Origin of the sequence: Streptomyces sp. NPDC089799 (assembly GCF_040684755.1) — a bacterium.
Taxonomy (GTDB): Bacteria; Actinomycetota; Actinomycetes; order Streptomycetales; family Streptomycetaceae; genus Streptomyces.
The window spans coordinates 242,766-267,119 of sequence record NZ_JBFBGR010000008.1 but is presented as its reverse complement, the minus strand read 5'-3'; the positions used below and the strand labels follow the sequence as shown (position 1 = coordinate 267,119).

General features: G+C 74.3%; 19 protein-coding genes and 1 other RNA gene. 10 read left to right on the top strand and 10 right to left on the bottom strand.

The features are described 5' to 3' along the window. Positions 1-67: 67 nt before the first annotated feature. From AB0O36_RS11565 to AB0O36_RS11550, 4 genes are all read right to left on the bottom strand, one after another. Positions 68-988 (bottom strand): carbohydrate ABC transporter permease, encoded by a 921-nt coding sequence (locus AB0O36_RS11565; protein WP_365107489.1) that lies wholly within the window; start codon positions 986-988, stop codon positions 68-70. Continuing rightward, positions 985-2,292, bottom strand: coding sequence for a sugar ABC transporter permease (locus AB0O36_RS11560; RefSeq protein ID WP_365107486.1), 1,308 nt, complete (start codon positions 2,290-2,292; stop codon positions 985-987). The genes AB0O36_RS11565 and AB0O36_RS11560 overlap by 4 nt, the downstream gene beginning before the upstream one ends. A gap of 35 nt (positions 2,293-2,327) precedes the next feature. Continuing rightward, the gene (locus tag AB0O36_RS11555; protein WP_365107483.1) at positions 2,328-3,698 is read right to left on the bottom strand and encodes an ABC transporter substrate-binding protein; all 1,371 of its coding nucleotides are present in this window, start codon (positions 3,696-3,698) and stop codon (positions 2,328-2,330) included. Between the two features lie 213 nt (positions 3,699-3,911). Continuing rightward, entirely contained in the window at positions 3,912-7,622 is a 3,711-nt protein-coding gene (locus tag AB0O36_RS11550) for an FHA domain-containing protein (RefSeq protein ID WP_365107480.1), read from the bottom strand. A gap of 389 nt (positions 7,623-8,011) precedes the next feature. Between AB0O36_RS11550 and AB0O36_RS11545 the strand changes: the two genes are divergently transcribed. Together AB0O36_RS11545 and AB0O36_RS11540 are read left to right on the top strand one after the other, a co-directional pair. Further along, positions 8,012-9,832, top strand: coding sequence for a serine/threonine-protein kinase (locus tag AB0O36_RS11545; RefSeq protein WP_365107477.1), 1,821 nt, complete (start codon positions 8,012-8,014; stop codon positions 9,830-9,832). 188 nt (positions 9,833-10,020) lie between these two features. Continuing rightward, positions 10,021-11,349, top strand: a complete 1,329-nt coding sequence (locus AB0O36_RS11540) for a serine/threonine-protein kinase (RefSeq protein ID WP_365107474.1) — start codon at positions 10,021-10,023, stop codon at positions 11,347-11,349. A gap of 665 nt (positions 11,350-12,014) precedes the next feature. On the opposite strand, the gene AB0O36_RS11535 is transcribed toward AB0O36_RS11540, so the two are convergent. Next, on the bottom strand, positions 12,015-13,016 hold the full coding sequence (locus AB0O36_RS11535) for a 2-oxoglutarate and iron-dependent oxygenase domain-containing protein (protein ID WP_365107471.1): 1,002 nt from the start codon (positions 13,014-13,016) through the stop codon (positions 12,015-12,017). Positions 13,017-13,283: 267 nt separating this feature from the next. On the opposite strand from AB0O36_RS11535, the gene prfB reads away from it, so the two are divergent. Next, complete coding sequence (gene prfB / locus AB0O36_RS11530; protein ID WP_365107468.1) at positions 13,284-14,396, top strand: peptide chain release factor 2; 1,113 nt, start codon at positions 13,284-13,286, stop codon at positions 14,394-14,396. 179 nt (positions 14,397-14,575) lie between these two features. Here prfB and AB0O36_RS11525 read toward each other — a convergent pair whose 3' ends face one another. Then, complete coding sequence (locus tag AB0O36_RS11525; RefSeq protein WP_365107465.1) at positions 14,576-14,767, bottom strand: hypothetical protein; 192 nt, start codon at positions 14,765-14,767, stop codon at positions 14,576-14,578. 215 nt (positions 14,768-14,982) lie between these two features. Here AB0O36_RS11525 and ftsE point away from each other — a divergent pair, with 215 nt between their 5' ends. The 5 genes from ftsE to ssrA all read left to right on the top strand — a co-directional run bounded on the left by ftsE (position 14,983) and on the right by ssrA (position 19,019). Beyond that, complete coding sequence (gene ftsE, locus AB0O36_RS11520) at positions 14,983-15,672, top strand: cell division ATP-binding protein FtsE (RefSeq protein WP_365107462.1); 690 nt, start codon at positions 14,983-14,985, stop codon at positions 15,670-15,672. Positions 15,673-15,697: 25 nt separating this feature from the next. After that, entirely contained in the window at positions 15,698-16,663 is a 966-nt protein-coding gene (gene ftsX, locus AB0O36_RS11515) for a permease-like cell division protein FtsX (protein ID WP_365107459.1), read from the top strand. A gap of 67 nt (positions 16,664-16,730) precedes the next feature. Continuing rightward, positions 16,731-17,975, top strand: a complete 1,245-nt coding sequence (locus tag AB0O36_RS11510) for a S41 family peptidase (RefSeq protein WP_365107457.1) — start codon at positions 16,731-16,733, stop codon at positions 17,973-17,975. Between the two features lie 18 nt (positions 17,976-17,993). Continuing rightward, the gene (smpB, locus tag AB0O36_RS11505) at positions 17,994-18,536 is read left to right on the top strand and encodes an SsrA-binding protein SmpB (RefSeq protein WP_365107454.1); all 543 of its coding nucleotides are present in this window, start codon (positions 17,994-17,996) and stop codon (positions 18,534-18,536) included. A 113-nt stretch (positions 18,537-18,649) separates the two neighbouring features. Further along, positions 18,650-19,019, top strand: a transfer-messenger RNA (tmRNA) gene (ssrA, locus tag AB0O36_RS11500). Positions 19,020-19,068: 49 nt separating this feature from the next. Here ssrA and AB0O36_RS11495 read toward each other — a convergent pair. Further along, positions 19,069-19,458 (bottom strand): type II toxin-antitoxin system VapC family toxin, encoded by a 390-nt coding sequence (locus AB0O36_RS11495; RefSeq protein ID WP_365107602.1) that lies wholly within the window; start codon positions 19,456-19,458, stop codon positions 19,069-19,071. 5 nt (positions 19,459-19,463) lie between these two features. Beyond that, the gene (locus AB0O36_RS11490; protein WP_365107451.1) at positions 19,464-19,694 is read right to left on the bottom strand and encodes an antitoxin; all 231 of its coding nucleotides are present in this window, start codon (positions 19,692-19,694) and stop codon (positions 19,464-19,466) included. Positions 19,695-19,769: 75 nt separating this feature from the next. Between AB0O36_RS11490 and AB0O36_RS11485 the strand changes: the two genes are divergently transcribed. Beyond that, positions 19,770-20,060, top strand: a complete 291-nt coding sequence (locus tag AB0O36_RS11485; protein WP_365107448.1) for a hypothetical protein — start codon at positions 19,770-19,772, stop codon at positions 20,058-20,060. Positions 20,061-20,155: 95 nt separating this feature from the next. Here the strand turns inward: AB0O36_RS11485 and AB0O36_RS11480 are convergent, their stop codons facing one another. Both AB0O36_RS11480 and AB0O36_RS11475 read right to left on the bottom strand, forming a co-directional pair. Beyond that, positions 20,156-21,718: an SH3 domain-containing protein gene (locus AB0O36_RS11480; RefSeq protein ID WP_365107445.1), complete on the bottom strand. Its 1,563-nt coding sequence runs from the start codon at positions 21,716-21,718 to the stop codon at positions 20,156-20,158. Positions 21,719-21,832: 114 nt separating this feature from the next. Beyond that, on the bottom strand, positions 21,833-23,077 hold the full coding sequence (locus AB0O36_RS11475; RefSeq protein WP_365107600.1) for an MFS transporter: 1,245 nt from the start codon (positions 23,075-23,077) through the stop codon (positions 21,833-21,835). 229 nt (positions 23,078-23,306) lie between these two features. Here AB0O36_RS11475 and AB0O36_RS11470 point away from each other — a divergent pair, with 229 nt between their 5' ends. Continuing rightward, positions 23,307-24,284, top strand: coding sequence for a LysR family transcriptional regulator (locus AB0O36_RS11470; RefSeq protein ID WP_365107442.1), 978 nt, complete (start codon positions 23,307-23,309; stop codon positions 24,282-24,284). Positions 24,285-24,354 lie beyond the last annotated feature (70 nt).

Below are 24,354 nucleotides of genomic sequence, written 5' to 3'. Positions count from 1 at the left end.
GCTCCGGAGATCATCGGGTTACGCGGAGTGCGGCAATCGGGTTACCCGGCGTCAACACCGGTTGCCCTCACTTCACCGCCCCCGCCATCACCCCCGTCACGAACTGCCGCTGGAACGCGAAGAAGACGAGCAGCGGCACCACCATCGACAGGAACGCCCCCGGCGCCAGCACGTCGATGTTGTTGCCGAACTGCCGGACCTGCTGCTGCAGCGCCACCGTGATCGGCGGGTTCGCCGAATCGGCGAAGACCAGCGCGACCAGCATGTCGTTCCACACCCACAGGAACTGGAAGATGCCCAGCGAGGCGATGGCCGGGGCGCCCAGCGGCAGCACCACCCGGGCGAACAGCCGGAGTTCGCCCGCCCCGTCCAGCCGCGCCGCCTCCAGCAGCTCGCGCGGGATCTCCGCGAAGAAGTTCCGCAGCAGGAACACGGCGAAGGGCAGCCCGAAGGCGGTGTGGAACAGCACCACCCCGGCCGTGGTCTCGAACAGCCCCACGGACCCGAAGAGTTCGGACACCGGGATCAGCGCGACCTGGACCGGAACCACCAACAGCCCCACCACGAGCAGGAACAGCCAGTCCCGCCCGGGGAACTCCAGCCAGGCGAAGGCGTATCCGGCGAACGCCCCCAGCGTGATCACCAGCAGGGTCGCCGGGACGGTGATCGCCACCGTGCTGAGCAGCGCCTTGGTGATGGTCTCGTTCGCCAGCAGGTCACCGTAGTTGGCGGCGGTCAGCCGGGAGGGCGCGGTCAGCACCTGCCACCAGCCCTCCCGGTTCAGGTCGGAGGGCGACAGGAACGAGGACAGCAGCAGGCCGAGCGTCGGCAGCAGCCAGAACAGGGCCGCCAGCACCAGGAAGACCCGGACGGCACCGCCCCCGGCCCGGGCGGCGAGCCGCGCGGCCACGGAGGTCCGCCGAGGACCGGCCGCCGGGGACCCCGCGGGCCGGCCCGGCACGGGCGGGTTGTGCACGGGCCCGCTCATCGGGAGCCCTCCTTCCGCAGCCGGCGGATGTTGTAGAGCATGACCGGGACCACCAGCACCAGCAGCAGCACCGCGATCGCACTGCCCAGACCCTGGTCGGCGTCCGTGCCGAAGGAGGTCCGGTACAGCTGCAGCGCCAGCACGTTCGCGTCGTCCTGCACCGACCCGGGGGCGATCACGAAGACCAGGTCGAAGACCTTCATCACGTTGATCACCAGGGTCACCAGCACCACCGCCAGCACCGGAGCCAGCACCGGCACGGTGATCCTGCGGAACACCTGCCACTCGTTGGCCCCGTCCACCCGGGCCGCCTCCAGCAGTTCCCGGGGCACCGACGCCAGCCCGGCCCCGATCAGCACCATCGCGAACCCGGCCCACATCCAGACGTACGCGCCGATGACCGCCGGGGTCACCAGGGACGGCCCCAGCCAGTCCACGCCCGCGTACGCCTCCCGGAAGTTGTCCGCGGGCAGCCGCAGCACCGCCCCGTCCGCCTTCGCCGACAGGGTGAAGGTGCCGTCGGCCCTGGCCCGGGTGGAGTCCACCACCTTCCCGTCCCTGACCGCCTCGATCCGCAGCCCCGCGTACGCCGGCTCGGCCGGGTCCACCGCGTTGGTGCGGCCGCCGCCGCCCCGGGCGAAGTCCTGCCAGACGGTGCCCGTGACCTTCCCCGGCGCGGCCGCCGCCGGGCGGGCCGGCTCCGTGTCCCCGGGCAGGGCCGCGGGCGCCACGCCGACCATCGGCAGCAGCACCGGCACGCCCGCCCGCACCGGCTCCCGGGTCGCGAACGCGCCCCCGCCGGCCGGCACCAGCGGCGAGTCCCGGCCCGGCCGGGCCTTCGGGAACGCCGAGGACTCCGCGAAGGTGTCGTGCACCCCCACCCACACCGCATTCGCCACGCCCCGGTCGGGGTCCTGGTCGTAGACCAGCCGGAAGATGATCCCCGCCGCCAGCATCGAGATCGCCATCGGCATGAACACCACCAGCTTGAACGCGGTGCCCCAGCGCACCCGCTCCGTCAGCACCGCGAAGACCAGGCCCAGCGCGGTCGCGAGGGCCGGCGCCAGCACCACCCACACCGCCGTGTTCTTCAGCGCCTTCCGGATGCCGTCGTCCCGCAGGATCTCCGCGTAGTTGTCCAGCCCGACGAAGGAGCCGCCGGACCGGTCCAGGAGGCTGCGGTAGACGGAATACACAATCGGCTCCAGCACCAGCGCGCCCAGCAGCACCAGCGCGGGCAGCAGGAAGGCGGCCGCGACCAGCCGGTGCCGCCTGCGCTGCCGCCGCCGCTCGGGTCCCGGCACGGCGGACCGTGCCCGTGACGTCCCGGGCACCGGGATCAGTTCCCGAACGCCTTGGCCGCTTCGGCCTCCAGCCTCGCCTGCGTCCCCGCCACGTCGGACGGGTTCTTCAGGAAGTCCTGCAGCACCTTCCACTCGCCCGCGCCCGGGGTCCCGCCGAACGACGCCGGGGCCTGGTCGGACATGTCGAACCGGAAGTCGTCGCCCGCCGCGATCAGCGACTTCGCGATCTCCCGCTGGATGTCGTTCGGGTACGCCTCCGGCGGCACCGACTTGTTCGGCGAGAGGAAGCCGCCCTCACGGGCCTGGATCTCCGCCGCGTCCGGCGACGCCAGGAACGTCAGCAGGGCCTGAGCGCCCTTCGACGGCTTCAGCGCCACCGCCACGTCACCGCCCGACACCACCGGCGCCTTGGCGCCCACCGCCGGGAAGGGGAACACCTTCGCGTCCTCGCCGATCTTCGCGTCGGTCTGGGCGATGTTCACCGCCACGAAGTCGCCCTCGAAGACCATCGCCGCGGCCGGCTGCTCGCCGCCGGTGAAGGTCTGCGTCACCGACTTGGGGAACTCGGTGGCCAGCGCCCCGGTCTGGCCGCCCGCCAGGTAGTCCTTGCGGCCGAACAGCGAGGCCAGGGTCCGCAGGGCCTCGCCGACACTGGGATCCGTCCACTTGATCTGGTGCTTGGCCAGCTTGTCGTACTTCTCGGGACCGGACTGGGAGAGGTACACGTTCTCGAACCAGTCCGTCAGCGTCCAGCCGTCCGCGCCGGCCACCGACACCGCGGGCACGCCCGAGGCCGACAGGGTCTCCGCGGTCGCGAGGAACTCCGGCCAGGTCTTGGGCACCTTCGCGCCCGCCGCCTCGAACGCCTTGGCGTTGTACCAGACCAGGGACTTGTTGGCGGCCTTGTAGTACACCCCGTACGGGGTGCCGCCGACCGTGCCGAGCTCCTTCCAGCCCTTCGAGTAGTTCCTGTCCAGCTGGGCCCGGGCCTCCGGGCCCAGCGGCTGCGCCCACTTGTTCTGCACGGCCGACACCAGTGCGCCGACCTGCGGCAGCAGCGCCACGTCCGGCGGCTGCCCGCCGGCCACCTTGGTGCCGAGGAAGGTCACGATCGGGTCCTGCGCGGGCACGAAGGTGACCTTCGCGCCGGTCCGCTTCTCGAACTCCTTGAGGACCTTGCCGAAGTTCTCCTGCTCGGGACCGGTCCAGACGGCCGCGACCTCGACCTTCTCGCCGGACAGGTCGGGTAAGGAGACGCCCGGGGTGCTGCCCGGCTGCGCCTGGCCGCTCCGTTCCGTCCCGTTCCCGTCGCCCCCGTCACTGCAGGCGCCCAGAGCGAGCACCGAGGTGGCGGCCAGCGCCACCCAGGCGTGTGTCGTCGTACGGCTTCGTCCGCGGATGCGCATGGCTTGGCCCCCGATGCCGGTGGTGTCCAGTGGTGTCCCGTGGTGTGTTCCGTGCCACAAGGTCTACGCCGGACACGGTCCGCGGGCAATACCGCGTCCCCCGCCCGGACCGACTCGGTCGGGTCGGCCGGGCTCCACCCGGGCGAACGGGCGGTGCCCCGACCGGTCCCGATGCGTCGGACCGCGGCGTACGGGGCCGCCTGCGCGCGGGGGCTACGGCGCGGGCGGGAACGCCACCGGTATCGCCGACACCAGGTGGGAGGCCCGGTCCAGCGCGCTGGCCAGCAGGGCCAGGTCGGTCGGCCCGTTGCCCAGCTCGCGCACCGGACGGCGGGCCGGCGGGTCGCCCATCCGCTCCCACTCCAGCGGCACCACCGTCGGCCGCTGGGTGGCCGTGCGCGGGATACGGCCCGTCACCCGGCCCGCCTGGAACGGGGTCATCCGCCCCTCCGGGTGGTGCAGCACGCCCCGGCCGGGACCGGGCCGGTCGGGCGCGTCCAGCTCCACCCGCAGCCGGGACTGCCGGGCCGGCTCGGTGTCCGCGGTGCGCTCCGGTCGGGCGCCGGCCGTCACCAGATGCACCCCGAGCCGGGCGCCCTCCCGGGCCACCGCCTCCAGGGCCCGTACGACCGAGCCGGCGGCCGGGCGGCCCGTACTGCCCAGGGCGGGCGAGGTCAGCGCGTCGAAGTCGTCGACCAGCACCACCAGCCGGGGCAGCGGGGCCGGGCCGGCCTCCGCCCTGGACCGGTCGCCGGCCTGCGCGCGCAGCCGGAGGGTGCCGGTACGGGGGGAGTCCAGATCGCCGCGGCCTTCCCCGCGCAGCTCGCCGGGGGCGGGCCGGCGCGGCGCGACCATCCGGTCGGAGACCTCGCGCTGCTCGTGCCACTCGGTGAACGGCACCCCGGCGAGGAGCTCGTCCCGGCGCTTGAGCTCGGCACCCAGGGCCTGCGCGAACTCCCGCATCCGCAGCGGGTCGGAGGCGACCAGGTGCGCCGACACGTGCGGCAGGTCGGTGCACGGGGCCAGGCCCTCGCCGCGCTTGCCGCCCGCGCCGTCGAGCAGCAGCAGACCGAGCCGGTCGGGGCGGGCGGCGGAGGCGAGGGAGGCGGCGACGGAGCGCAGCAGCTCCGTACGGCCGCTGCCGGGCGGGCCCTCGATCACCAGGTGCGGGCCCTCGGAGACCAGCTCCAGGCCGACCGGGCCGCCCCGGCCGCTGCCGAGCACGATCTGGGCGTGCCCGCCGACGGACTGCCCCTGGTCGGTGGCCTCGGCCCAGCGGGCCATCAGCGAGGCGGGGGTGGCCCGGGCCAGGCCGAGTTCGTCGAGCAGCCGGGCGGTCTGCGGCAGGGCCGCCGCGGGGCGGGCGGCTGCCGGCACGGCACTGCCGGTGCGCAGCGGCGCGAGGGCGCGGGCGAAGCGCTCCGCCCAGGCGGCGGAGACGCCGTCGGCGGTGGCCGTGCCGGAGTCGGCGCCGAGGCGGCCGCCGGACACCGGGAAGACCCGGACGGCGGTGGCCACGTCCCCGCTCAGCAGGGCCACCGTCCCGCAGTCGCGGAACGCGGGCGCCGCCGCGCAGGCCGCCTCGAAGGTCTCGGTGACCGGGGAGGCGGGGCTGGCGGCCGGGGCCTCGGCCACGCAGAGCAGGTGGATCCCGGCGGCCGGGCCGTGCGAGGCGAGCCGCCGGGTGAGGTCGCGGAGCGGGCCGGGGCCGGGGTCGCCGTCGACCAGCACCACCGTGTACGGACCGCGGTACGCCTCCGCCGCCTGCCGTACGGCGTCCGGCTCGGCGGCCGACCAGCCGGAGCCGAGCGGGCCGTCGTCGAGCCGCCGCGAGAGCTCGGCCGCGCGGGCGGCGGCCTGGTCGCGGTCGTAGGCGAGCAGCAGCCGGCAGTCCTGGCCGTGGGCGGGCCGGGTGTGCGGCAGCCAGCCGAGCCAGCCCCAGTCCTGTACGCGCTGCTCGGCCGGCCGGGTCCGGTCGTTGGCCAGCAGCACGATCTCCAGCTCGCCGGGGCCGTGGCGGGCGGCGAGCTGCGCCAGGACGGACCTGGTCAGACCGGTCAGCCGGGCCCGCGGGCCGGCCAGGCCGAGGGCGCCGGCCCCGGGCCCGGTCAGCGTGACGCGGCTGCCGGCGCCGAGCGCGACGGTGAGCGGGGCTGCGGGGCGGTCGGTGGGCCGGCCGGGGTGGGCGCTGACCGTGGGGGCGGCGCCGGCCCACAGCTCCGCGCTCGGGGCGAGCGCGGCCAGCAGGAGCGTGGCGGGGTTGCCCTCGTCCGGCAGCAGGCCGGCCGGGGTCTCGGCCACGTCCTCGTCCGCGGCCGCGGCCTCCCGGCCCACCCACCTGCGCGCCCACGCCCGCAGCCGGGAGCCCGCGCCGGTGCCCGCGCCCGGGCTTCCGCCCGTGCCGGGCGCACCGGTTCCGGCGGGTCCGCCGCCCTGCGGGCGGTGGCCGAAGGGGGCGTAGCCGACGGCGGCGGGCGCGGCCGCGGCACCCTGCTGCGGAGCGGGGGCGCGGCCGCCTCCGGCGGGCTGTGCGGGTCGGGCTTGCCCCGCCGTACCGGCGTGCGGCTCCGCCGCGAGGGGGGCCCGGCCCGGGCCCCCGGGCGCTCCCGCGCCCCGGTCCCCGGCTCCGGCGGGCCGGTGGCCGTGGCCGGCCGGCGCCGTGGCCGTGCCGGGGGCGGCGTGCGGGCCCGGGTCGTGAGCGGGCGGGCGGGTCGCCGTGCCGGGGCGCGCGGCTGCCGGGGTGCCGGGGGTGCCGTACGGGGCCGGGGCGTGCCCGGCCGTAGGGTCCGCCGGCCCGGCGGGACGGGCCTGGGAGGGCATTGCGGGCAGGATGGGATGGGCCGTGGCCGGGGCGTGGCCCTGGTCCGGTGCGGGCGGGCGGCCGTGACCGGCCGGTGCGGCCGTGCCGGGGGCGGCGTGGGGGCCCGGGTCGTGGCCGGCTGCGCGGGCGGCGGTGCCGTGCGCGGGGCTGCCGGGAGCGCCGTACGGGTCCTGGTCGTGGCCGGCTGCGCGGGCGGCCGTGCCTGCGGGGCCGTGGCCGGACGACGGTCCGGGGGTGCCCTGGCCGGTGTGGGAGCCGGGGGAGTGCCCCCCCGGGCCGGGGCGTGCCCCGCCGGACGGGGAGGGCCCGTGGCCCGGTGCCGCCCCGTGGGCGGGCCGCCCGGACGGGTCGGCACCGGCCGACGGCGACTCCTGGGCGCCGTACCCGGTCGGCGGGGTGGCCGCGGGCCGGGCGTCGTACCGCGCCGGGGGCGGCGGGAGGGTCAGGTGGCCCTCCAGGTCCGGGGTCAGGGGGAGCGGGACCGGGGTGCCCGCGGGGGACAGCCGGAGGGTGGATTCGCCGACGCGCAGCAGTGCGCCCGGCGGCAGTGCGACCGGGGCCGGTCCGACGGCGGTGCCGTCGACCGTGGTGCCGTTCGTCGAGTTCAGGTCGGTGACGGCGACCCGGCCGTCCTCCCCGACCAGCACCGCGCAGTGCTGCCGCGAGACGTCCGGGTCGTCGAGCGGTACGTCCGCGTCGCCGGACCGGCCGATCCGGACCTCGCCGGGGTGCAGCAGGTGCACGCCGCCCGCGTCCGGCCCGGCCACCACCTCCAGCAGCGCCGGCCGCTCCGAACGGGCCAGCAGGGCCAGCTGCGCGGGTCCTCCGGGCCGGTCGGGGACCGGCCCGTGGACGGCCAGTACGGCCCCGTCCACCAAGGGCGGCTCGCCCAGCACGGCCCGCTGCGGATCCAGCCGGTCGGCCCCGGCGTAGAGCACGACCGTGCCGCCCGTGTCCGGGCCGCCGACCGCCCCGGCCAGCCCGGAGGCCACCGCCGACAGCGGCGTGCCGACGGGTGCGGTGACGAGTACGTCACAGCTGGCGGGCGCGGGCGCGCTCTGGTGGCCGCTGCGCGGCCCGATGACGGTCAGCCGGATCTGCATCGCCGTCGCGGTCCCTTCTGCGCGGTGCGCGTGCGCCCGGCGGGGACCCGGCCCGGGCCGGGGCATCGCTGCCCGACCGTCCGCCCCCCACCCGGCACGGACGCGCCCGTCCGGTCAGGTCTGCCCGGAACACGGGGCTCCCCGCCCGGTGTTCCGTACGGGTGCATCCTCGCACCTGTCGCCGACAACACGCCCGGCACCCACCCGTAATTGATCTTGATCGATCGTTACCGCGCACCCCGGTGGCGCATATACGGACGTAAAGCGTCACTGCTCGCACACGCGTACGGCAACCAACCTCGCGCAGCCCGCGTCTTCCACGGGGACACCCCCTAGAGTGGGCGGACTGGAAACAACAGCGAGACAGCATCAGCAGGGGAGCGCGAGACGTGCGGCCAGTCGGCAGCAAATATCTGCTCGAGGAGCCGCTCGGCCGCGGCGCCACGGGCACCGTCTGGCGTGCGCGCCAGCAGGACTCGGGCCAGCCCGGCGGGCCCGGCGAGACAGTGGCCATCAAGGTCCTCAAGGAAGAGCTGGCCAATGACGCCGACATCGTCATGCGCTTCCTGCGCGAGCGGTCGGTGCTCCTGCGCCTGACCCACCCCAACATCGTGCGCACCCGCGACCTGGTGGTGGAGGGGGACCTGCTCGCGCTGGTCATGGACCTCGTCGAGGGCCCCGACCTGCACCGGTACATCCGCGAGAACGGCCCGTTCACCCCGGTCGCCGCGAGCCTGCTGACCGCGCAGATCGCCGACGCGCTCGCCGCCAGCCACGCCGACGGCGTGGTCCACCGCGACCTCAAGCCGGCCAACGTGCTGCTCGACGAGCGCGACGGGCAGATGCGCCCGATGCTCACCGACTTCGGCATCGCGCGGCTGGCCGACTCCCCGGGCCTGACCCGGACGCACGAGTTCGTCGGCACCCCGGCCTACGTCGCCCCCGAATCCGCCGAGGGCCGCCCGCAGACCTCCGCCGTGGACGTCTACGGCGCCGGCATCCTGCTCTTCGAGCTGGTCACCGGCCGCCCGCCGTTCGCCGGCGGGACGGCGCTGGAGGTGCTGCACCGCCACCTCAGCGAGGAACCGCAGCGTCCCTCCACCGTGCCCGAACCGCTGTGGACGGTCATCGAGCGCTGCCTGCGCAAGGAGCCCGACGAGCGCCCCGGCGCCGAGAGCCTGGCCCGCGCCCTGCGGGTGGTCGCCGCCGGCATCGGCGTGCACTCCGCCCCGGCCGACGTCGAGGCCGCCCTCGGCGTGGGCGCGCTGCTCGCCCCCGACCCCTCGCCGGCCCCGGTCCCCGAGACGCCCGGCGCCGCCGACGCGACCCAGGTGCTGCCCGCCGGCTCCGCGGCACCCGCGGGTGCGGGCGCGTACGACGCCTACGACCCGAACGCGGCGACCAGCGTGCTGCCGCCCGTCGGTGCGCCCGGCACCCCCGGGGGGCCCGGCTCGGAGGACGCCACCTCCGTGCTGCCCGCGACGGGCGGGCCCGCCGCGGCCGACCCGACCGCCGTGATGCCGCCGGTGCAGCGGCCGGACGCGCCGCACCCCTGGCAGACGCAGATGGCGGCGGTCCGCGACCGCAACGAGCAGACCCAGATCCAGTACCTGGACCCCGGCGAGGACCCGCTGCGCCGCCGCCCGCAGCGGCAGACCCCGCCGCCGGCGCCGCCGTACCAGGAGCCGGGGCGCCGACGGCCGCAGCAACCGCAGCAGCAGCCTCCCCAGCAGTACCGGCAGGGGCCGCCGCCGGCCGCGCCGTATCCGCCCCAGCAGTACCAGCAGCCGCAGCAGTACCAGCAGCCGCCGCAGCAGTACGCGCCTCCGCCGCCGCAGCACTACCAGCCGCAGCCGCCTCCGCAGATGCAGCAGCCGCAGCCGCACCGGCCCCAGTACCAGCCGCCGCAGGCCCCGCCGCCGCAGCGGCCCGCCCCGGCCGCGCGGGAGCCGCGCGAGCCGCGGCGGCGCAGCGCCAACCCGATGCACATCCCCGGGCTGGGGTGCCTCAAGGGCTGCCTCTTCGTCATCGTGATCTTCGTGGTGGCGGGCTGGCTGGTCTGGGAGCTCACCCCGCTCCAGGAGTGGGTCGGCACCGGCCGCGGCTGGTGGGACCAGCTCTGGACCTGGGGCTCGGAGACGATCGACTGGATCGGGGATCTCGCCGGCAGCGGCGGCAGCACCGGAAGCGGTGGTTCCGGGACTCCGTAAGGTCTCCGGGGGTCTCCGTTGGGCTTCCGTGGGGTCTCCCTAGCGCCGAGTTCGTGGATTTGTCGACATCTGGGGGAGGTTTTCGCCCGCAGAAGTGAAGGTCACCGCGAACTGGGCCCTCTAATGGCGTACGAGCGGCATCCGGCCGCGTAGTTTTGGCACGTACGCCAGCCGGTGAGGGAGCAGTCGTGGCACGGAAGATCGGCAGCCGGTACACCGCGCACCAGATCCTGGGGCGGGGCAGTGCGGGCACGGTGTGGCTCGGGGAGGGCCCGGACGGGCCCGTGGCCGTCAAGCTGCTCCGCGAGGACCTCGCGTCCGACCAGGAGCTGGTGGGGCGGTTCGTCCAGGAGCGCAGCGCGCTCCTCGGGCTGGAACACCCGCATGTGGTGTCCGTCCGCGACCTGGTGGTGGACGGCAACGACCTGGCGCTCGTCATGGACCTGGTCCGGGGCACCGACCTGCGCACCCGGCTCGACCGGGAACGCCGGCTCGCCCCGGAGGCCGCCGTGGCGATCTGCGCCGACGTCGCGGACGCGCTGGCCGCGGCGCACGCGGCCGGGGTGGTCCACCGGGACGTCAAGCCGGAGAACGTCCTGCTCGACATGCAGGGGCCGCTGGGGCCCGGCGGCGCGCACCCGGCGCTGCTGACCGACTTCGGCGTGGCCAAGCTGATCGACTCGCCGCGGCGGGCCGGACCGCCGCCGGGGACGACCACGCGGTCCACCCAGCCGACCCGGATCATCGGCACGCCCGACTACCTCGCGCCCGAGATCGTCGAGGGGCTGCCGCCGCGGGCCGCCGTGGACATATACGCGCTGGCCACCGTGCTCTACGAGCTGCTGGCCGGGTTCACGCCGTTCGGCGGCGGGCACCCGGGGGCGGTCCTGCGGCGGCACGTCACCGAGACCGTGGTGCCGCTGCCGGGGATCCCGGACGAGCTGTGGCAGCTGATCGTCCAGTGCCTGGCCAAGGCGCCGGCGTCACGGCTGCGCTCCTCCGAGATGTCCGTACGGCTGCGGGAGCTGCTGCCGATGCTGGCGGGGATGCCTGCACTGGACGTGGACGAGCCGGACGACGCGGAGGCCGAGGAGGAAGCGGCGGTGGCGGCGGAGGCCGCGGTGGCCGCGGGCGGTGGCGCGGGCGGGACGGGTGCGGCCGGTGAGGCAGCCGGGGGCGGGGACGGCTTCGGGCGCCGCCGGGTGGTGCCGCTGGTGCCGGGATCGGCGACGGACTCCAGCCGGGACACGCACACGTCGATGCGGGTGCCGGGACCGGAGGAGCTGGCGGGCGGCGCGCTGGGCACGGCGCGGGTGCCGCGGCCCGCGGGCGGGTACCGGCCGGGGTCGGCGCGGCACCGGGCGGAGGCGGTGCGGAAGCGGCGGCTGATGCTGACCGGGGCGGCGGTCGCCTTGGCGGCGGCGGTCGGGATCGGCAGCTGGCTGGCCGCGTCCCCGTCCGACTCGGACGGGCCGGGGCCGGGGGACACGCGGCAGCACCAGCCGGCCCACCCGTAGCCTGCGGCGCTCGGCGGGCTCAGCGGCGCTTGGCGCTCGGCGGGCCGGCTGCGCCGGGCGGGCGCGGCTTCGGCCCGGGCCGTGCGATGCCTGCCGGTTTCGGGCGCGATGGCTGCCCGGTGGGGCGGGTGTTGGCCGGCTCCGGGTGCGAGGGCTCCGGCTGCCGGGCCGGACTGCGCTCTGGCTGCAGGCCGGCTTCCGGCGCGCGGATCCGGCTGCCGGGCCGGGCTTTGGGTGTGGGCCTGCTTCCCGGTGCGGGGATCCGGCTGCCTGGCCTGGGTTTGGGTGCGGGCCGGCTTCGGGTGCGGGGGCCGGGGGCTCCGGGTGGGGTGTCCGGGACGGCATGATGTACGGCGCGCTGAGCGGGGTCCGGCTGCCTGGCGGCGCGCGCGCCACACATCACGCTTTAGTGTCCCGGACACCCCACCCTCCACCCCCGTCCCCCTCTCGCCGCACTCCCACCCCTGGTACGCGACCGCCGCCCGAAGCCCGCAGGGACGGGCCCGGGGCGGAGCCCCGATCGGGGCGGCCTGGAGCGGAGCGCCGCGCTCGGCCGTAGTCCCGAGTGGAGCCCCGCTCGGGAGCGGGAGACCGGGGCGGGGCCGGGGCGCAGCCCTGGGCGGGTGCTGGGCGGAGCCCCGGCTGGGGGTGGGGCGGAGCGGTGGCTACGACGTGAGGTCGGGGTGCCAGCGGCGGGCTACGCCGGGGTGGGCGCGGACGAAGCCCTTGAGTTCGTTGCGGCCGTACTCGCGGTACAGCGGGTTCGCCTCGTCCGCCGAGAGTCCCGGCGCCTTCTCCAGGTACGCGCCCGGCACCGTCCGTACGACCGTGTCCAGGCGCGGGTTGTAGAAGAACGGCACGGAGAAACGTTCCACCGCACCGGGCGGGCTCACCACCCGGTGGTCCGTGGCCTTCAGGTAGCCCTCGGTGGCGATCTCCAGGAGCTCGCCCAGATTGACCACGAACGCCCCGTCGAGGGGAGGCACGTCCAGGAAGCCGCCGTCCTGGACCACCTGGAGGCCGCCGACGGAGTCCTGCAGGAGCAGGGTCAGGAAGCCGTAGTCCTTGTGCGCGCCGACGCCCTGCCCGGCACCGGTCGGGTCGGCCCCGGGGTAGCGGATCAGCTTCGTGTGCAGGTGCGGGCTGTCGGCGAAGGCCGCGTCGAAGAAGTCCTCCGGAGCGCCGATCGAGGCCAGCAGCTCCCGGAGCAGCCGGTGCGCCACCGCCGCCAGCCGCTCCTGCCAGGCCAGGACCGCCGGCCGCAGCTCCGGCAGGGCCGCGGGCCACTGGTTGGGGCCCTCCAGCCACAGGAAGGCCGGGTCGCCGGGCCCCACCTCGGGGGCGGCCCGCTCGGCACCGACGTCCAGCTGGTCGCGCCAGTCGTTGGCCCCGCCGGTCACCTCGTGGCCTATCCGGGTGTAGCCGCGGAAGTGCGGGGAGTTCAGGTTGCTCACGGCCAGCCGGTCGGCCTCGGGAAGGGCGAAGAAGGCCCGGGTCAGTTCGAGGATGCGGGCGGTCTCGGCGGCGGTGACGCCATGGCCGGTCAGGTGGAGGAAGCCCGTGTCGCGGGCGGCCGCGTGCAGTTCCTCGCGGAACGCGCCCCGCCGGGCGGGATCGTCGGCGAGGGAGAGGTCGAGCACGGGCAGAGGGGTATGGGCGGACGACATGACGGCTCCGTTTCGGATGTCACGGGGTCCTGCTCCCGGAAGGTGGCGGGAGAGCGGATGGGGAGAGGCCGTCGGCAGGGGTGGCGCCGGGGCCGCACGAGCCGCGCACAGGACCGGAGGAATCAGGCTTGTGGCTGGTTCTTGTCCGGCGGCAGACAGCTCGTGGTCGTGACGCGCATGTAGTCGACATGGCGTCGCTTCACGAGAATCGGCATAGCCCGAGGGTACGCCGGACGGGTCGGGCGGAGGACCGGCTACGCTGGACCCGTGGCAGTCGTCGATGTTTCCGAAGAGCTGAAGTCCCTCTCCTCGACCATGGGGTCGATCGAGGCCGTCCTGGACCTCGACAAGATGAGGGCAGACATTGCCGTGCTCGAGGAGCAGGCCGCCGCCCCGTCCCTGTGGGACGACCCGGAGGCCGCCCAGAAGATCACGAGCAAGCTTTCGCACCTCCAGGCCGAGGTCCGCAAGACCGAGGCGCTGCGCAGCCGCATCGACGATCTCGCGGTGCTCTTCGAGCTCGCCGAGGAGATGGACGACCCGGACACCCGCGCCGAGGCCGAGACCGAGCTGGTCTCCGTCCGCAAGGCGCTGGACGAGATGGAGGTCCGCACCCTCCTGTCCGGCGAGTACGCCGAGCGCGAGGCGCTGGTCAACATCCGTGCCGAGGCCGGCGGCGTCGACGCCTCCGACTTCGCCGAGCGCCTGCAGCGCATGTACCTGCGGTGGGCCGAGCGCCACGGCTACGCGACCGAGGTCTACGAGACCTCGTACGCCGAAGAGGCCGGCATCAAGTCGACCACGTTCGTCGTGAAGGCCCCCTACGCCTACGGCACCCTCTCCGTCGAGCAGGGCACGCACCGCCTGGTGCGCATCTCGCCCTTCGACAACCAGGGCCGCCGCCAGACCTCCTTCGCCGGCGTCGAGGTGCTCCCGGTCGTCGAGTCCAGCGACCACGTCGACATCGAGGACTCCGACCTCCGCATCGACGTCTACCGCGCTTCCGGCCCCGGCGGCCAGGGCGTCAACACCACCGACTCGGCGGTGCGCATCACGCACCTCCCGACCGGCATCGTGGTCTCCTGCCAGAACGAGCGCTCGCAGATCCAGAACAAGGCGAGCGCCATGAACGTCCTCCAGGCCAAGCTGCTGGAGCGGCGCCGCCAGGAGGAGCAGGCCAGGATGGACGCCCTCAAGGACGGCGGCAGCTCCTGGGGCAACCAGATGCGCTCCTACGTCCTGCACCCGTACCAGATGGTCAAGGACCTGCGCACCGAGTTCGAGGTCGGCAACCCGCAGGCCGTCCTGGACGGCGAGATCGACGGCTTCCTGGAGGCGGGCATCCGCTGGCGCAAGCAGCAGGAGACCCCCGCCGCGTAAGGCACCGCGCAAGGCGCCCGCAGCAGCAGCGGGACCCGTGGCAGCGAGATGGCAGCGAGAAGGGCCCGGACGTCGTCCGGGCCCTTCCACGTGCTGCGATGTTCGCTCTTCGTTGCGACGACCTACGATCGGACGCGGCGGCACGGCGCCCCGCACGGGCGCCAGGCTGGGGTCTGGTGCTAGGCGGTCTGGTGCGCCACCAGCGCCAGCGCTGCCACGAGCACCACCATCAGCGCGATGAGCGCCGTGGGGTTCAGGCCGGCGAAGGGGCCCTCCTGCTGGAGGCGCTCCCGGTTCGCCCGGCACACAGGGCAGCGGCCCTGGCTGACGGGCGCGGCGCAGTTCGCGCACACGAGCCGGTCATATGTCATGCGCTCTCCTCCTCTCGTCCCCTGCAACAACGGCCGGAGGAACCGTCCGGTTCCCCCTACCACTGTGCCAGCTCCCTCGGCATTCGGCGCGGCCCGCCCGGAACGGCCCGTGGACATCTCCGGAACATATCGGGCAACTCCGGATGCCGGGTCCCCGCCCCGCGCCGGTTCGCGTATGGTCACGCACACCTACTCCCGGCGACCCTGGTGCACCCGTGATCCGATTCGACAGTGTCTCCAAGTCCTATCCGAAGCAGAACCGCCCCGCACTGAGGGACGTGTCCCTGGAGATCGCGAAGGGGGAGTTCGTCTTCCTCGTCGGCTCCTCCGGCTCCGGGAAGTCCACCTTCCTGCGGCTCATCCTGCGCGAGGAGCGGGCCACCCACGGCCAGGTGCACGTCCTCGGAAAGGACCTGGCCCGGCTCTCCAACTGGAAGGTCCCGCACATGCGGCGCCAGCTGGGCACCGTCTTCCAGGACTTCCGCCTGCTCCCCAACAAGACCGTCGCGGAGAACGTGGCCTTCGCCCAGGAGGTCATCGGAAAGCCGCGGGGCGAGATCCGCAAGGCCGTCCCGCAGGTGCTGGAGCTGGTGGGGCTGGGCGGCAAGGAGGACCGCAGGCCCGGCGAGCTGTCCGGCGGTGAGCAGCAGCGCGTCGCCATCGCCCGGGCGTTCGTCAACCGGCCGGCCCTGCTGATCGCCGACGAGCCCACCGGCAACCTCGACCCGCAGACCTCCGTCGGCATCATGAAGCTGCTGGACCGGATCAACCGGACCGGCACCACCGTGATCATGGCGACGCACGACCAGCAGATCGTCGACCAGATGCGCAAGCGCGTCATCGAACTCGAACAGGGCCGTCTCGTCCGCGACCAGTCGCGCGGCGTCTACGGCTACCAGCACTGAAAGACCGAAAGGCCGTAGAGACGCCATGCGCGCCCAGTTCGTGATGTCGGAGATCGGTGTGGGTCTCCGCCGCAACCTGACGATGACCTTCGCCGTCGTCATCTCGGTGGCCCTGTCGCTGGCCCTGTTCGGCGGCTCCCTGCTCATGCGCGACCAGGTGAGCCAGATGAAGGGCTACTGGTACGACAAGGTCAACGTCACCATCTACCTCTGCAACAAGAACGACGCCGAGGACAGCGGCAAGGCCGGGACCTCGGGCACCGGCTCGGGAGGCGGTGCCGGCGGCGCGCTCTGCGGCAAGGGCGCGGTGACCACGGAGCAGAAGCAGCAGATCGAGGGCGAGCTGAAGAAGCTCGACATCGTGCAGACGGTCCGCTACGAGTCCGCCGACGAGGCGTACAAGCACTACAAGGAGCAGTACGGGCACACCGCGCTGGCCTCCACGATCACGCCGGACCAGATGCAGGAGTCCTTCCGGGTCAAGCTCAAGGACCCGGAGAAGTACAAGGTCATCACCAGCGCCTTCGCGGGCCGGGACGGCGTGCACTCGGTGCAGGACCAGCGGTCGTACCTCGACAACCTGTTCCGGATGCTGAACTACCTCAACTACGCCGCCCTCGGCATCATGATGATCATGCTGATCGTGGCCCTGCTGCTGATCGTCAACACGGTGCGCGTCTCGGCGTTCAGCCGTCGGCGGGAGACCGGGATCATGCGGCTGGTGGGAGCCTCCAGCTTCTACATCCAGGTGCCGTTCATCATGGAGGCCGCCTTCGCCGGGCTGATCGGCGCGGTGCTCGCCTGCGCCATGCTCGGCAGCGGCCAGTACTTCGTGATCGACCACGGGGCCTCGCTCCGCGACAAGATGGAACTGATCAACTTCATCGGCTGGGACTCGGTGCTGACCAAGCTGCCGCTGGTCCTCGTCATCGGCGTGCTGATGCCCTCGCTGGCGGCGTTCGTCGCGTTGCGCAAGTACCTGAAGGTGTGACGAGCGCCCCGTGGGCGGTCCGGCCAACCGGCCGCCCCGCCACGGGCCTTGTCCTAGACTCGGCGCCATGCCGGGCCGTCCCGCCTTCTGTCCCAGGCCCCGTGACCTGCGTCGCGGGGCCTTCCTCACGCTGGCGCTGCTCGGTGCGCTGGGCACCGCGGCCGGCACCGGCTGCCTCGGCGCCCACGACGACCGCACGGTGGAGCTCTCCCGGGCCGGAGGGGCCGGGTTATCGGCCTCCGCCGCCCCTCTCGCACCGCCCGGCGCGACGCCGGGCGACCCCGCCGCCCAGCCTCCCGCCGCATCTCCCGGGACCGTCGACCGGGACGCCCTGGCCCGGGCCGCGGCGGACGCCGTCGCCGACGGGAAGTCCGGCAAGAAGGCCGCCCAGGACGTGGTCAGCCGCAGCGGCGACCGCTGGGCGGTGGTGTACGACCGCGCCGAGTACGCCGGCTTCGAGGAGGACCTCGACGGCACCTGGACCGGCGTCGGCCTGTGGCCCGGACGGGAGCGCGACGGCCTGGTCCCGGTGGACCGGGTGCAGTCCGCAGGCCCCGCCGACCGGGCCGGCATCCGCGCCGGGGACCGGCTGGTCGCGGTGGCCGGACGACCCGTCGCCGGCCTGTCCGCCACGGCCGTGGTCGCCCTCCTCCGCGGGGCCGCCGGCACCTCCGTGGTCCTCGACCTGGAACGCGGCGGGGTGCCCCGCGCCGAAACGCTGGTCCGCGAACGGCTGCACACCGACCCGGTCACCGTCCGCGGCCTGCCCGGAGGCATCACCGCGATCCGGGTGTCCGCCTTCACCCGGGGCTCCGGCGAGCGGGTCCGCGAGGCCGTGGCGGCCGCCCCGCCCGGCGGCGGGATCCTCCTGGACCTGCGGGGCAACCCCGGGGGCCTGGTCACCGAGGCGGTCCGGGCCGCCTCCGCCTTCCTGGACGGCGGGCTGGTCGCGACGTACGACGTACGGGGCTCCCAGCGCGCCCTGTACGCGGACCGCGGCGGCGACACCGCCCGCCCGCTGGTCGCCCTCGTCGACGGCGGCACCATGAGCGCGGCCGAGCTGCTCACCGGGGCCCTGCAGGACCGCGGGCGCGCCGTCACCGTGGGCAGCCGGACCTTCGGCAAGGGCTCCGTGCAGATGCCGACGGAGCTCCCGGACGGCTCGGTGGCCGAGCTGACCGTGGGCACGTACCGCACCCCGGGGGGCCGCTGTGTGGACGGCCGGGGCATCACCCCGGACCTGACGGCGCGCGGCGAGCGGGCCGAGGAGCGGGCCCGCGCGGTATTCGGTGGCCACGGGGTGGCCCCGTAGTGCGAAAATGACCGCACTATGGCAAAGGGACTCGTGAACGTGCAGGGCAATCCTGCCAAGAAGAAGACCCAGGACAAGGGGCCGGAGCGCAAGCTCATCGCGCAGAACAAGAAGGCGCGGCACGACTACCACATCCTCGACACGTACGAGTGCGGCGTGGTCCTCATGGGCACCGAGGTGAAGTCGCTGCGGATGGGCCGTGCGTCGCTGGTGGACGGCTTCGTCCAGATCGACGGCGGCGAGGCGTGGCTGCACAACATCCACGTGCCCGAGTACCTCCAGGGCAGCTGGACCAACCACCACGCCAAGCGGAAGCGCAAGCTGCTGCTCCACCGCGAGGAGATCGACAAGCTGGAGCAGAAGGCGTCCGAGACGGGTCACACGATCGTGCCCCTCGCGCTGTACTTCCTGTCCGGCAGGGTGAAGTGCGAGATCGCGCTCGCCAAGGGCAAGAAGGAGTACGACAAGCGCCAGACGCTGCGCGAACAGCAGGACACGCGCGAGGCGAGCCGGGCGATCGCGGCGGCCCGCCGCCGACAGCGGGCGGCCCAGGCCGGCTGAGCCCGGGCCGGGCCCCGTTCGACCCATCCGGAATGGGCTGGCGACCGTACGCGTTGGTCACGTACGATGGGTCACGCACCTCACAGAGGGTGCGTGCATTGAAAAATCAACATGGGGATGATCGGTTTCGACAGCGGATGTCGAAGCAGGGGAAGCGTGTCGAGGAAGCGGCAATGATCTCGTTAACCACGCGCCGAAACCAATAATCGCCAACACCAAGCGCGATTCCTTCGCCCTCGCTGCCTAAGTAGCGACTCGCGAAGTGTCAGCCCGGGGCTGTTCCCGACCCGGATCCTGGCATCAGCTAGGGAACTAAACCTCTAGCCCCGGTCACGGGGGTTGGAGGGAAATCAAACAGTGACTGAGCCCGTCGGAGACTTGTCCGCGTGATCTCCGGGGCTGAGAAAATCGCAGCGGTCTGCACACGGAGAAGCCCTGGTTCTGCACCGTTGGACGCGGGTTCGATTCCCGCCATCTCCACTCATCCCATGTGGGCGAAGGCCCCGCGACCGGTTCGGTCGCGGGGCCTTCGTCATGTGATGACCTCGATGGTGCAACGCGGCTTCTGAACGCCTCGTTCGATGCGCGCGTCCGCCGTCAGCAGGGGCACGCCCAGGGCCTCGGCGAGGGCGACGTATGTGGCGTCGTAGGCGGAGAGGTCGGCGTACAGCTTTCGGATCCGGGGGAGCAGCGGGCCGGTCTCGTGCCGCTGTACGCGCAGCCCTTGGTAGGTCTTGAAGTGCTCGTCGAGGCTCGTGGGGTCGATTTTGGCGCCACGGGCCATGCCCAGGAGGGCGGACGTGATCTCCGTGTCCAGCAGGTGGGGAGCGGCGAGAGTGTCTTCCTCGCCGACGCGCCGGCGGGCGGCGGTGCCACGGGAGCCCCTGTCCGTGAGGAACAGGACCAGGGCGGAGGAGTCCACGACGATCAACGGCCCGCCCTGCCTGCGTCGATGACATCGAGGACGTCCTGGATGTCGATGTCCTCCGTGGCGTAGCGCTCGGCGCGGTCGGCCATTTCGGCGAGCGTGGGCTGGGTGGCGTCCTTGGTGACGAGGCTGAGCAGGTAGCTCTGGAGGGACTGCCCGGCCTCGGCGGCTCGGATCTTCATGCGGCGGGCGATGTCGTCGGGGACTTCCCGGATCGTGAATGCAGTCATGACTGCATTTTATCGTCAATGCAGTCACTTTGCAGTCGCTCGCCAGGGGTCGCGACCCATGCCGGGACCTGTCAGGTGGTGCTCGCCGTGCTCCCGCCGGGTGTGAGCGACTGGAGCTGGGACTACAACACCGATGACCACGCACACGTGACCGGTGGCCTGCCGTCCGGCGCGATCGCGGAGGTCGAGCGGATCGCCACAGAGTTGGCCGTATTGGGCCGTGATGCCGAAACGGTCGGTCGGCCCACCGGGCGGGCGGGCGGCCTTCGCGAATTCGACATTCTCGGGGGGCGCGGCTTCATCGGCTTTCTGGTCGTCCCCCGGCACGAGTGCGTGTACGTCTGCCGCATCACCCGGTACGAGTGACCCTTCATGCCGGGCGAGGACGAGGGCCCCGCGACCGGTTCGGTCGCGGGGCCCCCGTCATGTCCGGGTGTCCGGGTGCCCGGACGCTCCCGGGGTCAGTCCTCCGGGCAGTACGGGATCTTGTTCAGGTTCTGCGCGTAGCGGGCGGCGATCCAGCCGCGCCCGTCGGAGAGCTTGTACCAGACCGAGTTGCCGTCCACCGACTGGGCGTTGACCTTGCACTGCACGTCGATCACGGAACCGTTCTTGATGACGCCGTTGACCACGTGGTCGGTGCCCGGGCCCGTGCGGACCTTCAGCTTCTGCTCGGGCGAGACGATGCGGGCCTTGTACTTGCCCTTGCCGTGGTCCTTGCCGCCGTGGTCTTTACCGCCGTGGTCCTTGCCGCCGTGGTCCTTGCCCCCGTGGTCGTGGTCCTTGCCGTGGTGGGGCTTGCCGCACTTCTTGCAGACGCCCTTCGGGCCCTGGGGGCCTGTGGGGCCGGTGGGGCCGGTGTCACCCTTCGGGCCCTGGGGGCCGGTGGGGCCCTGCGAGGGGCCGGTCGGTCCGGTCGGTCCCGACGGGCCGGTGTCGCCCTGCGGGCCGGTGGCGCCGGTGTTGCCCGACGGTCCGGTCGGACCGGTGTCGCCCTGGGGGCCGGTGGGGCCCTGCGGTCCGGTCGGGCCCTGCGAGGGGCCGGTGGGTCCGGTCGGTCCGGTCGGGCCCTGCGGTCCGGTCGGGCCCTGCGAAGGTCCGGTGGGGCCGGTCGGTCCCGTGGGCCCGGTGGCGCCCTGCGGGCCGGTCGGGCCGGTGGCGCCCGTCGAGCCGGTGGGTCCGGTGGGCCCGGTGGGTCCGGTCGAGCCGGTGCTGCCCGTGGCACCCGTCGCTCCTGTGGCACCCGTTGCTCCGGTTGCTCCGGTGGTGCCGGTCGGGCCGGTGGGGCCCGTGTCGCCCGTGGGGCCGGTGGGGCCCGTGTCGCCCGTGGGGCCCGTCGGGCCGGTGTCGCCCGTGGGGCCGGTGGGTCCGGGGGGACCGGGCTTCCCCGGCTTGCCGTGGTGGCCGGGCTTGCCCTCGTGCCCCGGCTTGCCTTCGTGGCCCGGCCTGCCCTCGTGTCCGGGAGGGCCCTCGGGTCCGGGCGGCCCGTCGGGACCCGGGTTGCCGCGCTCGCCCCTGTCGCCCTTCGGCCCGGTCACCGGGGTGGCGACCGCGAACAGCGCGCTGTCGGACGCGCCCGTCGTCCACTCGCCGCCGTCCAGCGTGGTGCCCTCGGGAGCCTTCGCGTCCACGCGCACGGTCACGGCCAGCTTGGTCCGGGTGTTCGCCGCGAAGGTGAAGCCCGCCCGGGTGGCCGCGTTGCAGGTCAGCTGCCGGGCGTTGGCCGACAGCGTGCAGGGCGCGCCGGCCCGCTGGTTGTTCCAGTAGAAGCGGGCCTCCGGGAAGGTGGTCCGCTCCGGAGCCGTGATCCGGAAGGTGGAGCTGACGGCCGCGTCGGCGCCGTTGCCGGCCACGATCACCACTCGGCCCGTCTTGCCCGGCGCGATGGAGGGGACGTACGGCTGGGAGAAGCGGATGTTCGCCGAGTCGGCCAGGGCGGGCAGCGCCGGCATCATGCACGAGGCGGTGACGGCGGCCACGACCAGGGCCGCGGGCAGGCGGCGGGAAGTAGACAGGGCAGGCAAGGGGATCCTCCGCAACGGAAGGGCGACGGAACCGGCAGGTGACGACCAGGGACGGCGGCCGGCCGGAGGGCGAGAGGCCCCCACCAGTAAAAGCGGATGATGACACCGAGTCAGCTATGGCGCGACCTGGGTCACCCGTACGCCGGAGGCCCGTTGCGCCGGTACGGTCACGAGGGCGGCGACCAGCGCCGCCACCGCCGGGACCGCGTAGGCGAGGCCGGGGCCGAGGTGCTCCACCACCCAGCCGCCGCCCGCCGCCCCGCCCGCGATCCCGGCGAGGATCGCCGTCACGGCCAGGGTCATCCCCTCGTTGAGCCGCTCCGGCGGGGTCCGCCGGTGCACCAGGGACATCGCGGTGACCATGGTGGGCGCCGTGGCCATGCCCGCCACCAGCAGGGCCGCCCCGAGCACCGGCAGCGGACCCGCGGCCGCCGCCGCGAAGGGCCCGGCCATCGCCACCGCCAGCGCGGCCGTGCAGGTGCGCAGCGACCGCGGCCGCAGGGTGCCGTAGAGCAGGCCGGCCGCGCAGGACCCGGCCGCCTGCAGCGCGAGCACCGGTCCGGAGGCCGCACCGAGCCCGAGGCGGTCCAGGTGCGCGATCGAGGCGATCTCCATGGAGCCGAAGACGGCCCCCAGGGCCGTGAACACCAGCAGCAGGGCGGCCGTCCCCGGGGTGCGCAGCGGGGAGCGGCGGTGGACCCGCGGCAGCACCGGGGGTTCGGTGGCCCGCCGGGAGGTGAAGACCAGCATGCCGGTGAGCAGCAGGGCCGCCCCGGCGAGCGTTCCGGCCTCCGGGAACAGACCGCTGCACAGGGCCGCGGCCAGGACCGGCCCCAGCATGTAGCAGGCTTCGTCGGCGGCCTGCTCGAACGACATGGCGGTGTGCCGGGCGCCGGGGTCCTCGCGCAGCAGGTACGTCCAGCGGGCCCGGGACATGCCCCCGATGTTGGGGGTGGTCGCGGTGGCGGCGTAGGAGGCGAAGAGGGTCCACGCGGGTGCGCCGGCCCGGACGCACAGCACCAGCGAGAGGCAGCCGAGGACCGCGATCAGGGTGGCGGGAAGCGCGATCCGGGCCTGCCCGTGCCGGTCGATCAGCCGCGCGGTCCACGGCCCGACCAGCGCGGTGGCGGCCAGGCCGGTGGCGGTGACCGCGCCGGCCAGCGCGTACGAGCCCCGCTGACCGGCGATCATCATCACCGCGCTCACCCCGAACATGCCGATGGGCAGCCGGGCGATCAGGTTGCCGGCGGTGAAGCCGCGGGCGCCGGGGGTGGCGAGCAGCCGCCGGTACGGTCCGGGCGGGCGGCGCGCCGCCGGCCGCGGGGCGGCGTGCACCAGGGTGCCGCCGGTCACGGCCATCAGCGCGCCGCCGCGGCTCCGGGACGCGGGGGCGGAAGAGGAGACGTAGGGAGAGCCGGAGGGAGAGCCGGAAGGGGAGGTGGAGGGAGCAGCGGCGGAGGAGGCGGACGGGGCGCGGAGTGCGGTCGAGGTCGTGCCGGTCATGGTCAACAGGCTCCGGTGCGGGGGCGGGAGGCGTCCAACACCTGTCCGGCGGACATTCACCCGCTCCCGTTGTTAATCTCCTGCGGTGACCGACCGCGATCTCGACCCCCGCCTGCTGCGCGGCTTCCTCGCCGTGGCCGAGGAACTGCACTTCACCAGGGCCGCAGCCCGCCTCTACGTCGCCCAGCAGGCGCTCAGCCGGGACGTGCGCCGACTGGAGCGGGAGCTCGGCGCGGAGCTGTTCCTGCGCACCACCCGGCAGGTGGAGCTGACCGCCGACGGGCAGCGGCTGGTGCCGCTCGCCCGGCGGGTGCTCGGCGCCCACGAGGAGCTCGCCGACGCCTTCGCGCCGGCCCGCGACGCGGACCGCCCGCTGCTGGTGGACCTCAACACCGACGGCCCCGGCACCGCCCGCTCCGTCCTGGAGCGGGCACGCGAACTGGCCCCCGGCTGCGAGCTGATGGCCCGCTTCGAGAGCGGGCTCACCCACGCCGCCGCCGAGATCCTCGCGGGCCGCCTCGACGTCTCCTTCGGCCGGTACGGCGGGCTCGGCGCCCGGCTGCGCACCGGACTCGGCCGGCATCCCGTCCGGTACGAGCCGCTGGCCGTCCTGCTGCCGGAGGACCACCCGCTGGCCGCGGCACCGGCGGTCCCGCTGTCCGCGCTCGCGGGGGAGACCGTGTACGCGGGGGCCGGCAACCCCCGCACCCTGGAATGGACCTCGCTGGCCGAGGACCTGTTCGCGGGGAGGGGCATCGGCATCGCGCCGCCCGCACCGGTCGCCGTCGGCAAGGAGGAGTTCCGCCGGGTGATGGCCAAGACCCGCAACCCCGTCCTGGTGACGGTGGACTTCGCGGACCTGCCGGGCAGCGTGAAACGCCCCCTGGTGGACCCGGTGCCGCTGTCCCCGCTGTCCATGGTCTGGCGGCAGGGCCTGCGCCACCCCGGCCTGGACGCGCTGCGCGAAGCCGCCGCCGAACTGGCCGCCGTACACGGCTGGCTGGCCGTACCGCAGGACAGCTGGTGGCCGGAACCGCTCACATCCGGTCCGGGCGGCGGGTGAGAGCAAGGTTGCGCGGCGGTCACCGGACGGGGACCGGGCCCGAAACGCGCCGTCCCTACGGTCGATTCCA

Coding starts and splice junctions, on each gene's coding strand:
- smpB (WP_365107454.1), top strand. CDS start 17,994: ATGGCAAAGGGACTCGTGAACGTGCAGGGCAATCCTGCCAAGAAGAAG.
- AB0O36_RS11475 (WP_365107600.1), bottom strand. CDS start 23,077: ATGGCCGTGACCGGCGGCACCCTGGTGCACGCCGCCCCGCGGCCGGCG.
- AB0O36_RS11550 (WP_365107480.1), bottom strand. CDS start 7,622: ATGCAGATCCGGCTGACCGTCATCGGGCCGCGCAGCGGCCACCAGAGC.
- AB0O36_RS11565 (WP_365107489.1), bottom strand. CDS start 988: ATGAGCGGGCCCGTGCACAACCCGCCCGTGCCGGGCCGGCCCGCGGGG.
- AB0O36_RS11525 (WP_365107465.1), bottom strand. CDS start 14,767: ATGACATATGACCGGCTCGTGTGCGCGAACTGCGCCGCGCCCGTCAGC.
- AB0O36_RS11490 (WP_365107451.1), bottom strand. CDS start 19,694: ATGACTGCATTCACGATCCGGGAAGTCCCCGACGACATCGCCCGCCGC.
- AB0O36_RS11555 (WP_365107483.1), bottom strand. CDS start 3,698: ATGCGCATCCGCGGACGAAGCCGTACGACGACACACGCCTGGGTGGCG.
- AB0O36_RS11535 (WP_365107471.1), bottom strand. CDS start 13,016: ATGTCGTCCGCCCATACCCCTCTGCCCGTGCTCGACCTCTCCCTCGCC.
- AB0O36_RS11510 (WP_365107457.1), top strand. CDS start 16,731: ATGCCGGGCCGTCCCGCCTTCTGTCCCAGGCCCCGTGACCTGCGTCGC.
- ftsX (WP_365107459.1), top strand. CDS start 15,698: ATGCGCGCCCAGTTCGTGATGTCGGAGATCGGTGTGGGTCTCCGCCGC.